Annotated in this window: 13 protein-coding genes; 9 read left to right on the forward strand and 4 right to left on the reverse strand. The window is 74.9% G+C overall.

The genetic code is table 11. The features are described from left to right. The first annotated feature begins 15 nt into the window (after positions 1 to 15). Together ACZ7JZ_RS13895 and ACZ7JZ_RS13900 are read left to right on the forward strand one after the other, a co-directional pair. The gene (locus ACZ7JZ_RS13895; RefSeq protein WP_470937775.1) at positions 16 to 264 is read left to right on the forward strand and encodes an MbtH family protein; all 249 of its coding nucleotides are present in this window, start codon (positions 16 to 18) and stop codon (positions 262 to 264) included. A gap of 329 nt (positions 265 to 593) precedes the next feature. Continuing rightward, positions 594 to 1,565: an AraC family transcriptional regulator gene (locus ACZ7JZ_RS13900; RefSeq protein WP_470937777.1), complete on the forward strand. Its 972-nt coding sequence runs from the start codon at positions 594 to 596 to the stop codon at positions 1,563 to 1,565. Positions 1,566 to 1,623: 58 nt separating this feature from the next. On the opposite strand, the gene ACZ7JZ_RS13905 is transcribed toward ACZ7JZ_RS13900, so the two are convergent. Further along, positions 1,624 to 2,103 carry a MarR family transcriptional regulator gene (locus ACZ7JZ_RS13905; protein ID WP_470937780.1) on the reverse strand — a complete coding sequence of 160 codons (480 nt, stop codon included), beginning with the start codon at positions 2,101 to 2,103 and terminating at the stop codon, positions 1,624 to 1,626. 107 nt (positions 2,104 to 2,210) lie between these two features. On the opposite strand from ACZ7JZ_RS13905, the gene ACZ7JZ_RS13910 reads away from it, so the two are divergent. From ACZ7JZ_RS13910 to ACZ7JZ_RS13920, 3 genes are all read left to right on the forward strand, one after another. Continuing rightward, entirely contained in the window at positions 2,211 to 2,690 is a 480-nt protein-coding gene (locus ACZ7JZ_RS13910; protein ID WP_470937782.1) for a MarR family winged helix-turn-helix transcriptional regulator, read from the forward strand. Between the two features lie 194 nt (positions 2,691 to 2,884). Further along, positions 2,885 to 3,904, forward strand: a complete 1,020-nt coding sequence (locus tag ACZ7JZ_RS13915) for an ArsR/SmtB family transcription factor (RefSeq protein WP_470937785.1) — start codon at positions 2,885 to 2,887, stop codon at positions 3,902 to 3,904. 109 nt (positions 3,905 to 4,013) lie between these two features. Continuing rightward, a complete protein-coding gene (locus ACZ7JZ_RS13920) occupies positions 4,014 to 4,442 on the forward strand; it encodes a hypothetical protein (RefSeq protein WP_470937788.1) in 429 nt (142 codons plus the stop codon). Positions 4,443 to 4,554: 112 nt separating this feature from the next. Here ACZ7JZ_RS13920 and ACZ7JZ_RS13925 read toward each other — a convergent pair whose 3' ends face one another. Together ACZ7JZ_RS13925 and ACZ7JZ_RS13930 are read right to left on the reverse strand one after the other, a co-directional pair. Further along, positions 4,555 to 5,667 (reverse strand): sugar ABC transporter substrate-binding protein, encoded by a 1,113-nt coding sequence (locus ACZ7JZ_RS13925; protein ID WP_470937791.1) that lies wholly within the window; start codon positions 5,665 to 5,667, stop codon positions 4,555 to 4,557. Between the two features lie 185 nt (positions 5,668 to 5,852). Next, positions 5,853 to 6,455, reverse strand: a complete 603-nt coding sequence (locus ACZ7JZ_RS13930; RefSeq protein ID WP_470937794.1) for a TIGR03086 family metal-binding protein — start codon at positions 6,453 to 6,455, stop codon at positions 5,853 to 5,855. A gap of 433 nt (positions 6,456 to 6,888) precedes the next feature. Between ACZ7JZ_RS13930 and ACZ7JZ_RS13935 the strand changes: the two genes are divergently transcribed. Together ACZ7JZ_RS13935 and ACZ7JZ_RS13940 are read left to right on the forward strand one after the other, a co-directional pair. Continuing rightward, positions 6,889 to 7,272 carry an RNHCP domain-containing protein gene (locus tag ACZ7JZ_RS13935; protein ID WP_470937797.1) on the forward strand — a complete coding sequence of 128 codons (384 nt, stop codon included), beginning with the start codon at positions 6,889 to 6,891 and terminating at the stop codon, positions 7,270 to 7,272. Positions 7,273 to 7,300: 28 nt separating this feature from the next. Next, on the forward strand, positions 7,301 to 7,717 hold the full coding sequence (locus ACZ7JZ_RS13940; protein ID WP_470937800.1) for an RNHCP domain-containing protein: 417 nt from the start codon (positions 7,301 to 7,303) through the stop codon (positions 7,715 to 7,717). A 22-nt stretch (positions 7,718 to 7,739) separates the two neighbouring features. On the opposite strand, the gene ACZ7JZ_RS13945 is transcribed toward ACZ7JZ_RS13940, so the two are convergent. Then, on the reverse strand, positions 7,740 to 9,119 hold the full coding sequence (locus tag ACZ7JZ_RS13945) for a glycosyltransferase (protein ID WP_470937803.1): 1,380 nt from the start codon (positions 9,117 to 9,119) through the stop codon (positions 7,740 to 7,742). A gap of 173 nt (positions 9,120 to 9,292) precedes the next feature. On the opposite strand from ACZ7JZ_RS13945, the gene ACZ7JZ_RS13950 reads away from it, so the two are divergent. Together ACZ7JZ_RS13950 and ACZ7JZ_RS13955 are read left to right on the forward strand one after the other, a co-directional pair. Then, a complete protein-coding gene (locus ACZ7JZ_RS13950) occupies positions 9,293 to 11,377 on the forward strand; it encodes a glycosyltransferase family 4 protein (RefSeq protein WP_470937806.1) in 2,085 nt (694 codons plus the stop codon). 133 nt (positions 11,378 to 11,510) lie between these two features. After that, positions 11,511 to 11,870: a hypothetical protein gene (locus tag ACZ7JZ_RS13955; RefSeq protein ID WP_470937809.1), complete on the forward strand. Its 360-nt coding sequence runs from the start codon at positions 11,511 to 11,513 to the stop codon at positions 11,868 to 11,870. Positions 11,871 to 11,902 lie beyond the last annotated feature (32 nt).

Genomic DNA, 11,902 nt, shown 5'->3' on the forward strand with positions numbered 1-11,902 from the left:
CCCGGAGCGAAGACGATGACCGACCCGCAGCAGTCACCCCTGACCACCGAACAGCCCGCAGAGCGCGCAGAACGAGAAGAGCTCTTCGCCGTGGTCGTCAACACCGAGGAGCAGTACTCCCTCTGGCCGGCCGGCCGCGAACTCCCGGCGGGCTGGCGGCAGGAGGGCACGGTGGCCCCGCGCGAGGCCTGCCTGGCGAGGATCGACGAGGTCTGGACGGACATGCGCCCGCTCAGCCTGCGAGGTGACCACGCGGCGCAGTGACCACCGCGCACAGCGACCACCCCGCGCAGGGGTCACCTACGATGATCGCCCTTCGGCCCCGACCGGGGCCCGCGGCAGGGGAGGCCGGGCCGCGTGGCCACGCGTGGACGGCGCCTCACCCTCACCCTGGCCGACCCGGCACCGCGGGGCCCGGAGAGGCGGGACTGAGGGCCGTCGCCCGGCTGCCCGGGCTCCGAGGGCAGGCGCGGTGTGTGCCCGGCCGGGGGAGGGGCGTACGGTCCGCAGTGAGGGCATCCGGCTCTCACCGCTGCTGCGCCCGCCCAGGCGGGCCTGCGTGCGGGTGGTACGGGGCAGCAAGGAGGTAGGCGGTGTCGGAGGGCTCGTCGTTCGAGAGCGGGGACCTGGCGGAGACCGAGGCGTTCCTGTCCGAGGCCTATACGCCCATGACCATCGGGGGGCGCCCCGAGGACCGGCGGGCCAGCATCTCGCGCCGTGCGGTGGGCGACCTGATGCTGGACGAGCTCGCGTTCGGGTACACCATGTCCTTCGACGCGGGGCCGCTGGAGCAGGTGGTCCTCGCGCAGGTCGCCGAAGGGGTCCACACCTCCGGTGAGCACGGTGAGCACGCCTTCGGCCCCGGCTCGACCTTCCTCATCGCCCCGCCCGACCGGCCCTACGCGGGCGAGGTCCGCGCGGCCCGGTACAGCCTGACGTCCTTCTCCACCCGGCTCCTGGACCGGGCCCGCACCGATATCGCGGGCCCGGACGCGGGCCCCGTCCCGCGCCTGTCGGGCAGCCGCCCCCTGTCCGCCGAGGCCCACCGCCTCCTCGCGGCCGCGACGGCGCACGTACGGGCACTGGCGGCAGAACCGGCGGCCGCCGCCTCCCCGCTCATCATGGGCACCGCGGTCCGCCACCTCGCCGCCGTCACCCTCACCACCCTCCCCACCGCCGTCCGCGGCCCCGTCCGCCACGCCCCGGACCCGCACCGCCGCGACCTGCGCGACGCCCACAACGACACCCTGCGCCGGGCGGTCCGGTTCATCGAGGACAACGCCCACCGCGACATCGGCCTCGCGGAGATCGCCGCGGCCGTCCCGGTCACCCCGCGGGCGGTCCAGTACGCCTTCGCCCGCCATGCGGACACGACCCCCCTCGCCCACCTCCGGCGGGTCCGGCTCGGCCGCGCCCACGAGGAGTTGAAGGCCGCCGATCCCGCCGCCACGACCGTCACCGGGGTCGCGAACCGCTGGGGCTTCGCCCACCAGGGCCGCTTCGCCGCAGCCCACCGCGCCGCGTACGGCACGAGCCCGGGAGAGGTCCTGCGCGACCGGGGCTGACCGGTCCGCCTGCCTGCTCCCCGCCTCCCGCCCCCGAAGCCGCGCGCTGGTGCGCCGCTCAGGCCTCGGCGGCCCCGGCCGCCGCGGCCGCCCCGCCCAGTACGGCGTCGGCCCGCTGGAGGACGGCGTTCAGGACCCGGGCGGCGGCGGCCAGGTCCCCGGCGGGCAGGTCGCCCCACAGCCCCTGCGTGACCGGGGCGAGGGCGGTCCGGACCTGCTGCCACTGCGCCCGCCCGGCGTCGCTCGCCCGGACGCGGCCCCCGCCGGCCTCGTCCAGCAGCCCCGCGGCGGTCAGTTCGGCGATCCGCTCGGCCACCGCCGCCCGGCCGGACCTCGTCGTGCGGCTGACCCGGCGCACGAGCTCCTCCCGGTCCACGTCCCCGCCGCCCGCTGTGCCGGTCACGGTCAGGGTGAGGGTCACCCACTGCGGCTCGGTGATGCCGGTGGCGGCGAGCTGCCGGTCCAGGATCGCGTTGAGGGCCTTTTCGGTCTGGCCGACGAGGGCGGCGCCGAAGGGCTGGGCGGTGGTGCCGGTCATGGCGGTCTCCACTCAGTTGGTGACACTAACGTTTATGGCACTAACGATTTCGACAGGGATGAACGTACATCGTTAGTGTGACTAACGCAACGGGGTAGGGTGGGACCATGACCAGCCCCGCTGAAACCCCAGACACACCCGACGGCCGGCCGGGAACCCCGGTGCGGCTGCGCCGGCGCACGAGCCGGCTGCTGGCCCAGGTGTCCGCGCAGTCGGACCGGCTGGTCAGCGAGGGGCTGAGCCGCCTGGACGCCCGCAAGTGGCACTACGCCGTACTCGCCTCCCTGGAGGAGCACGGCCCCGGCAGCCAGGCGGAACTGAGCGGGCGCACCGGCATCTACCGCAGCGACATGGTCGGCGTGCTCAACGAACTGTCCGACCGCGGCCTCGTCGACCGGGCCCCCGACCCCGGCGACCGCCGCCGCAACGTCATCACGGCCACCGCCGAGGGCCGCCGCCGCCTCCACCGGCTCGACGAGGCCCTGGACGCCCTCCACGAAGAACTGCTCGCCCCCCTGGACCCCGCCGAGCGCGAACAGTTCACGCAGCTGCTCACCCGCCTGCTGGACCACCACGCCCGGCCGTAGAGGGTCTCCGGCGCCCGGCACCGCGGATCCGCCGGCGCCCCGGGGGAGCCGGCAAGGGGGCGATCAGCGCACCGGCGTCCCGAAGGTGCCCCGCCCCGCCGGAACCGGCCCGGCGGGTTTCCCGTGAAAGGCGCAAAAGCGCCTGGAAAACCCGGTGCGGTATCGGCGCAATATGGTGGGCACACGGCCGGCCGGTGAGGGGGAAAGCCCGGCCCGGAACGCGCCGTGGACTTTCGGGCTCATCCAGGGGGCGGGACATGCTGCTGCGTATTCATTTCACGGGTGCCGACTTGGCGCGCACGAGTGTGGCCTGCCGGCCCGATCCGCTGTGGGAAACGGTGCTGAGCCTGCGGGTATTGCAGCACCCCGCCAGAAGTCCGGCGGCCGGGTGCTGGGCGCGGGACGTGCGGGCCGGACAGGCCGAGAACCTGCGGACGCTCCTTCCCCTGGTGCGCCCGTACGGGTACTTCCCCGACTTCCTCACGCCCTCCGACGGGGTCCTGGGCTTCGAGCACGGCCTTGACGCGCTGACCGCCACCCCCGCCCGCCACCTGCGGAGCGACCTGGCCGCCCTCTCGGCGGGAGGCGCCCTCCCCGCCTGGGCGGGGGACCTCGGAGCCGGCCGGGCCGGCGCGCTGCGCGGGCTCGCCCGGGCGATGCGCGGATACTACGAGGCTGCCGTGGCGCCCCTGGAGCAGGTCATGTCCCATACCGTCCGGGTGGAATACGAGGCACAGGTGAAAGCGGCCGGAGAATCCGGAATCGAGGGAATCCTTTCGGGCCTCGGGCCGAACACGCGGTGGCATCCGCCCGTGCTTGAGGTCCAGTATTCCGTCAACCAGGAACTGCACCTGAACGGCCGTGGGCTGCTGCTCGTACCGACCTTATTCCGTACGCGCTATCCGGTTTCGCTGCTCGATCCGGAACTTCCCCCGGTCCTCACCTATCCGGCGCGCCGGCCCGATTCCGCGGAAGGGGCTGCGGGCGGCAGGCTCGGCCCCCTGATGGGCCGCACCCGCACGGAAATCCTCCAGTACACCGCGGAGTCCTCCCTCAGCACGTCGGAACTCGCCCGCCTGGTGGGAATGTCCCAGGCGTCGGTCAGCCACCACACGGCGGTGCTGCGTACGGCGGGCCTGATCAGCTCGACCCGGCACCGGAACACGGTCCTGCACGCGGTGACCCCGCTGGGATCACTCCTACTGCGCGGCTGAGGCCGCGTCCACGTCTTTCGAACCTCGTCGAATGACGTGGACCGCGCACCGCCCCGCATCCGAGAGTCGGTCCGTCCGCAGCACCCTCCACGACACGAGAGGCTCGACCATGCACCGAGGCAGGACCGCAGCAGCAGCGCTGACCCTCGCCCTGACGTCCCTGCTGGGCGTCGCCGGGACGGCGTCCGCCGATGCGACGGGCACCACGGGCGACCACCTCAACAGGGGTTCCACCCTGTGGGCGGGCAGCCAGATCGAGAGCAGCACCCGGTACGGGTACGCCCGGCTGGTGATGCAGGCCGACGGCAACCTGGTGCTCTACGGCAACAACCGGGGGGTGTGCTGGGCCTCCCACACCTACGGCAGCGGCGGCAACCGGGCGGTGTACCAGAGCGACGGGAACTTCGTCATCTACAACGCCTCGGGCCAGGCGGTCTGGGCCAGCCACACCCGCGGTACGGGCGGGACCAACGTCAACGTGAACTACAACGGACAGGTCTGGGTCGGGGTCACCCGGCTCACCGGCGACTGCGGGTGACCCCCCTCCTCTGATCCCCTTCCCCGAACCCCCCACCGGCGGCCGCGGTCCGCCCCCGGCCCCCGCGGCCGGGGTGCGGCCGCGGCCGTCCGTCCGGGGCGCCGGCCGCGCGCTACTGGAGCCCGATCTCCTTGCAGGCGGCCCTGAGTTCAGGGGTGCAGATCTCCTCGACCGTGTAGATCCCGTCCTGGACCACGGTGGCCCCCACCGTCTTCCTGGTCACCGGGATGCCGGGCAGGAGTACGGCGGGCACCCGCTTGTTGGTCGGGCTGTCGACCAGCTGGTTGATCAGGCCGTCGATCCGCTCGCCCCGGGCGAGGAGGACGGCGAGTTCCGCGGCGGCCGCGGCCTCGCCGGCGTACGGCTTGTAGACGCTCATGTACTGGTCGCCCGCCACGATCCGCTGGACGCCGGCCAGTTCGGCGTCCTGGCCGGTGACCGGGGGCAGCGGGCTCACGCCGGCGGCCTTGAGGGCCTCGATGACGCCGCCGGCCATGCCGTCGTTGGCGGAGTAGACCCCGGCGATGGAGTCCCCGCCGAGGGCGGCGATCGCGGACGCCATGTGGCTGCGGGCGGTCTCCGGCTTCCAGCCGTCGGTGTCGTACTCCTTGCCGATCGCCACCTTGCCCTTGAGGACGGAGAGCGCGCCGGTACGGAAGGAGGCGGCGTTCGGATCGGTGACCGCGCCGTTGACCATGACGATCCGGCTGCTGCTGCTGCTGCTGCCGGCCTTGCCGCCGAGGGCGTCGAGCAGGGCCAGGCCCTGCACCTTGCCGACGTCCTCGTTGTCGAAGGACGTGTACGCGTCGACGGGTCCCTCTGCCAGCCGGTCGTAGGCGACGACGGGGATCCCGGCGGCCTTGGCCCGCCCCACCGCGCCCGCGATGGCCCTGGCGTCCACGGCGCCGATGACCAGGGCGTCCACCTCGGCGCCGATCATCTCGTCGACCTGGGCGTCCTGCTCGGCGGGGTCGCCCTGTGCGTTGGCGTAGACGACCCTGCCCTTGCCGAAGGTGAGGACGCCGACCTTCTTCTCGATGAGCGGCTTGTCGAACCGTTCGTAGCGGGCGGCCTCCCGCTCGGGCAGCAACAGCCCGATCGTGACCGCCCCGCCGCCGGTCCCGCCGTCCCCGCCGCCGTCCGGGGCCCCGCACCCGCCGAGGGCCAGCAGCCCCGCGGCAGCGGTGCAGACGAGGGCGGCGGGGCGGTACCGGTGTGCGTTCAAGTCGTGAACCTCTCCATGCGGCCGTGCTGGTTCCGGCCGAAGTGGAGGCAGTCAACTCCGCTTGTCTGAGCTCCGTCAAGATAGGAAGACTTAACGATCCCGCAACCCCGGTTTCCTTGACGAGCAGGGCGAATGCTGCACACCGGGCATCCCGCGGCCCCTCTGCGGGCGGTCCCGCATTCAAGCTATGAAGCCACCGCCGGGCCGCCGGGCCGGGACCAGTGGGGGTCGCGCCCCGTGAAGGCGAGGAGCGCCGCCGCCCGGCCCGCGTCTGCCGCCACCGGGACCGGCGGGGCGTACTTCCCGAAGGAGTCGCGCACGAAGTCGACGAGCTGCGCCGCGATCTCCTCCAGCCCCTCGGCGAGCTCCTCGGTCAGCGGCAGGTCCTGGCCGGTGGCCCGGGCGATGTCCCAGGCGTGGACGGCTGCGTCGAGCGCCCCTGCGGCCGCGCCGGACGCGGCCGGCATCGGGCCCATCGGGGTCGGCACGCTCTCGGCGTCCCGCTCCGACTCCCAGGCCGCGGCCGCCGCCCGCAGCACCGCGGCGAGCTCGGCGGCCGGGTCGCCGCCGAGGGCGTCCGCCGGGTCGAAGGGGTCCCCCGCGGGCGCCACCCCGGAGATCTGCATGGTCAGGGCCTGCTGGTCGAGCCGGGCGTGGTTCAGCACCTGGCGCACCGTCCACTCCGCACACGGGGTCGGATCGCCCCAGGCGCCGGCGGGGACACCCCGTACGGCGGTCAGCAGGTAGTCGTGCGCGTCAGCGAGCAGTTTGAATCCGTCGACGGTCATCCGCCGGCCTCCGTTGTCCGTTGTCCCGGGTACGTGGTGACGTGCCCGTCGAATGTAACCGCCGCCGCTGCGATGCCGCGCCCCGTCCCGCCCGTCCCGTCCCGCGGCGGCATCGGCCCCCTGCCGTAAATGCGTTGGCGGTGCCGGGAGGGGCGTTGTTAGCCTGGCCGGGTCGTTCTGAAGTCCGTTGGGGCCTGACCGGTCCCGGAAATGGGGTGTTGATGACCCGGCCCGCGCCGAGTGCGCCTCGCGGTACCGCGTAACCGTCCTCCGCAGCCTTCTGCCGCCCGCTCCTGCGGGCCGCTGCCGGACGTGTCCTCCGGTGCTCTGACCTGCCCGTCCGCCGTACGGTGGTGTGTACGGGCCACCCTTCGACGAGGCCACTCGGCCTGCTCTTGCTGTCGCGACCGACTTCCCAGCAAGGAGCACCCGGGTGTCGAACCCCAACACCAGTAACACCAGCACCAGCAACAACACCCTCAACCTCAGCACCTTCGCCTGCGCGTGGTGCGGGCTGACCGTGTCCGCCTACGCCGCCGACGGCGCGCCGCGCAACCACTGCCCGTCCTGCCTGCAATCCCGGCACGTCCTCGACCACGTCGAGGGCGGCCCGAGCGACTGCGCGGGCCGGATGTCCCCGATCGCCATCGCCGTGCTCCGCACGGGCGACTGGCGGGTGGTCCACCGCTGCGTACGCTGCGACGAGCTGACCTCCAGCCCGGTCTGCGGGGACGACAACCAGCTCATCCTGATGCGCACGGCGGTCCGCCCGCTGGCCCAACCCCCCTTCCCGCTCGAAGCGTTCGGAACCCTCTGACCGCCCCGACAGGAAGGGAGCGACACCCGTGTCACGCCACAACAGCAACCGCCGCGACCGCCGTCCGCAGCGGCGCAAGGACGTCCTGCACACCCGGGGCGGCCACCGGTCCCGCGCCTTCCGGTGCACCTCCTGCCGCCTGGACGTCCCCCTGGACGCACCCGGCACCGCACACCGCAACCACTGCCCCAACTGCCTGGCCAGCCTGCACGTCGACCGGAAGATCCCGGGCGACCGCGACGCGGACTGCCGAGGCCGGATGGAGGCACTGGGCATGACCGTCCGCCCCGACGGCGAATGGATGATCATCCACCAGTGCGCCGCCTGCGGGGAGCTCAGCGCCAACCGCATCGCCGGGGACGACAACCCCCGCGCCCTGGTCCGCCTCGCCCTCAGACCCCTCGCCGGCTCCGCGGCCGCCACCCGCGCCCTGCTCACCCTGTGACCCGGCCCGGGTGCCGCCGCGGTCACCCCCGCCGCGGCACAGCCGTCGGCACCTGTCGCCCGGCAGGCGGCGGGGGCGGGGCCGCCGGGTCCGGCCGCCGCATCAGCTCCAGCAGGCGGCCGGCCGCGTGGTCCGGGCCCGCGCCGCCGAGGCGGCGGGCCCAGCCGGCCGCGCTGGGCCCGATGACCGTGTACAAGGTGTCGAGCGCCTGGGGGATGTCCTCCGCCGCCAGCCGGTTCGGGTCCCGGACGAGGGCCACGCCGGTGCGCTCCGCGTCCCGGGCGACGGCGAACTGGTCGCTGGAGAACGGCAGGATGAGCGCGGGTACCCCGGAACGCAGGCATTCGGTGAAGGAGTTGTTCCCGCCGTGGTGCACCATCGCGTCCACGTGCGGCAGCAGGGCCTGCTGCGGGACGGACGGGAACACGAGGACGCGCTCGCCGGCCAGGTCGGCGAGCGCGGCGGCCCGTGCGCCGGCCGAGGCGATCACGGCGGTGCGGGTGGTGGCCCTGAGGACCCCGGACACCACGGCGCGCAGGACGTCGTCGCGCGCCGACAGGAAGGTGCCCAGCGCCAGCAGGACGACCCTGTGGGCCCTGCGGCGCAGCTGCCGCAGCCTCCCCGCCCACGCGTCATCGAGCGGAGCGGGCCGGCCGGCCATGTGCCCGGCGAAGATGTGCTCCGGCCCCGGCGGGGGCTCGGGCAGCCAGGGCAGCTGCGGGTACGCGTACACGACCGCACGGGGGGACGCCAGCGCGAAGGCACGGCCCGGACCGGGCGCACCGGGCGCAGCGCGGAGCCGGAACGACTCGAACAGGTCCGTGAAGACCCGGTCGTTGTCCTCCGCGGCCCGCCGGAGGGGTGCCAGCTCCGCCGGGTCCGGGCGCAGGGCGGCGGGCCAGTCGTAGGGGACGCCGAACAGGTGCTCCGGCGCGCCCGGGATGTACGTGGGATGCCCCGGGCAGTACGTGGCGTACCGCGCCCGCATGCAGTGCAGGGCGAGCGTCGCGGAGTAGGAGAGCTGGTCCACCGCGTACCAGTCGGGGCGGAGGCGCTCGTCGAGGGCGCGCAGCCCGGTGTACACGGCATCGGGATCGGCCAGCATGTCCGCCCGGCGGTGGAGCGCCTGCACGGTCAGGGTGCGGACCGCGCCGAGCCTGGTGGCCTCCAGGAACTCCGCCAGCCGCGCGGACTCCGCGGCACCCTGAGCCGTCGCCTCGGCCACTCCCGTGTTCGCGTTGCGCGAGACGCTCAGGGGGACGAAGCGGACCCCCGCGCCGGCAGCCAGGTCCCCGAACGCCTCCGTACAGGCGAAGAACACGTCCGCTCCCCGCCTGCGCAGTGCGGCGGCGAGAACGGACAGGGGAGCGGCATGGGACAGGAACGGGGGGCTGATGACCACGACGCGAGGCATACCCCCACTTCCGGGCCCGCGGCGCCGCCGGATGCGCCGGCGGCGCGCCGGAGCGGCCCGGCCGCCCCGCGCGCCCCGCCCCGCGCACCGGCCGCCTGCATCCGGCAGCCCCCCGCCACGGGAATGTGCTGCGTCGCCGTCCTCGGTACCAGGGAGCCCCCGTGTTCGACTTCACGACGGAGCAGTGGAACGCGCCGGCCGCGCCGCCCCCGGCGGATCCGGACCCGCTCGCAGCGTCCCGGCAGGCCTTCTTCGCGGGCTCCCGTGCGGACGGCCGGAGGCCCGGCCCGGCCGGGGCTCCCGCAGGTACCGCGGAGGTGCTGCTGGAGGCCGAATACGGGTTCCGCCCCGTGCTCCTCCCCCCGCCCGCCGCGGCCCCCGGATTCAGCCGGGAGGACGCCGTCGCCGCTTCGCTGCGCCGGGCGTGCCGCCTCGACGCCCCCCTCACCCCCGAGGCGCTGCTCGCGCACGATCCCGGTGCCCCGGCCGTCTCCTCCGCCATGGGCGAGATGTGGCCGGACACGGTCCGCCGCCACGGCGCCGCGTACGCCGAGGAGACCCTGAGGACGGCGCTGCTGCGCGATGCGGCCGACCCCGCCCGCACCGCATTCCTCCTGGACTGTGCGGCAGCGGCGGGGCTGCGCCCGCTGTCCGCCGGGGAGGCCGCGGCGCGCGCGGTGACCCCGGACCGGGGGGCACGCCACGCCGCCTGGCGCTACCTGCACCTCCTGCCGGACGGCCCGGTCCGGCTGCCCGCCGCGGACCGGGCCCGCGACGCGTACGAGCGGATCCTGCTCGAACCGCCCGCCCCCGACCCGCACGACGACGGCACCCCGCGCGGTATCACCGTGGTGCAGACCATGCTCCAGGGCGACCTCGACACCCCCGGGCGGGGAGCGAGCGGGGGACTCGCCGTCCTCCTCGGAGCACTGGGCGACGAGCTGGCCCGGGGGGACGGCATCGGCCGCGTGCTCACCGTGGTGGCCGCAGGCCGCCGGGCCCTCGCCCGGGACGCCCGCCTCCTGCGCGAGCGCGGCCCCGGCCACTGGGTGCTGCGGCTGCCCGTGGACTCCCCGGGACCGCCCCGACCCGACGAGTGGCCCGTACACCGGGCCGCGCTCGCCTGGTGGGCCTCCCGCCTCCTGGGCTCCCTGTCCCGGCCGCCGGACGTCGTCCACGTGCGGTACGCGGACGACGCCTCTCTCGCGCTCGCGCACGCCGCGGCCACGACCGGCGCCCGCCTGCTCTTCACCGCGACCCCCGACCCCCACCGCACCCTGGTGCGCAAACACGCCGAAGCCGGCCCCGGCAGCGAGGAGGCCGACAGGGCCCTCCGGGACGGCCTGCACCGGGTCTTCTGCGCCGACCGCCTGGTGGCCCGCGCCGACACGGTGGTCGCGATACCGGGCCGGACCGGCACCCGCGACCTGCTCCGCTACTTCCCGGTCCTGCGCACCCGGTACGGTCCGCAGGGCCCGCCCGCCCCGCCCGAAGGGATCGCCCCGTACGCGCCGGCGGGGAACGAGGCCGCCCGGCGCCGGCAGCTGCTCGACGGGTTGTTCGCCGACGGCAGCCGCCCAGACGCGCTGTCCCCGGACGACAGGACCCTCCCCCTGCTCCTGTGCGTCGGCCGGCTGCACCCGGTCAAGCAGCAGGACCTCCTCGTCCGCTCGTGGCTGGCCGCCGGGCTGTGGCGCACGACGACACTGGTGGTGGTCGGAGGCGCACCGCGCGACCCCGACCCCCACGAGCAGCGGATGCGCGCCGTGATCGACCGCCTGCTCCGCGGCCGGGACCAGGCGGCACGCCGGCTGGCGCTCGTCCCCGCGATGCCGAACGAGGACGTCCGGCGGCTGGAGCACGCCCTGGCCGGCCCCGGACACGGCGCACCCGCCTGGTACGTCTGCCCCAGTGCCAAGGAGGAGTTCGGAATCGCCGTGCTGGAGGCGATGGAGGCGGGGCTGCCCGTCGCCGGACCCCGTCGCGGGGGAGTGCCCCACTACGTGCGCGACGGGATCAGCGGGATCCTGGTGGACACCGCCACCGCAGCCGGCATCGAGGACGGCCTCCGCAGGATCGCGGCCCTGCCGGAAGACGGCCGCCGCCGCCTGGCGCGCGCCGGCAGGGAGACGGTGGCGGCCCGCTACACGGTCGCGGAGATGGCCCGCGCCCTGACGGCGGGCTACCTGGCGACCACCCCGTCCGCACCGGCGCTGCGCAGGGAGGGGGTTCGGCCGGGTCCGTAGCCGGGCCGCATCGCGTACACACGCCACGGGCTGCCCGCGGAAACGAATCCGGCTCCGGTCGGCGCCCCCGCCCCGCAACGGCGGGGTGGCCCACAGCCCCCGGTCCGCGGGGCGGGTCGTACACTTGCCTACCATGTCGAAGCCTGACGCACTGCTCGTGAACGTCGCCGCCCTGGTGGAGTCCGGGCAGAGCAACCAGATGTCCCTGACCGTGGTCGCCGGAGGCGCTGTGATCACCGGCCGGCTGGCTCCCGAAGCCGTGTGGCGGCAGCGGGTGTCGGAGGTGCTGGAGGACTCCGACCGGCTGGGCGAGTTCTCCGCCGCGTTCACCTCCGCGACGCGGTCGCAGGAGCCGCCGACCCACCTCCACTTCCACGTCGCGCGGATCCTGCAGGGGGCCATGGGCATCCCGGAGACGGGCGGCATGTACCGCGTCTCGATCGAGGACGTCACCGCCTGGACCGTGGGCGACTTCAGCTACTCCGACCGCTGACCGCCCGCGGGGGGGCCGGCTCGCGCCCGTCC

It is taken from the genome of Streptomyces sp. NPDC038213 (assembly GCF_055600495.1).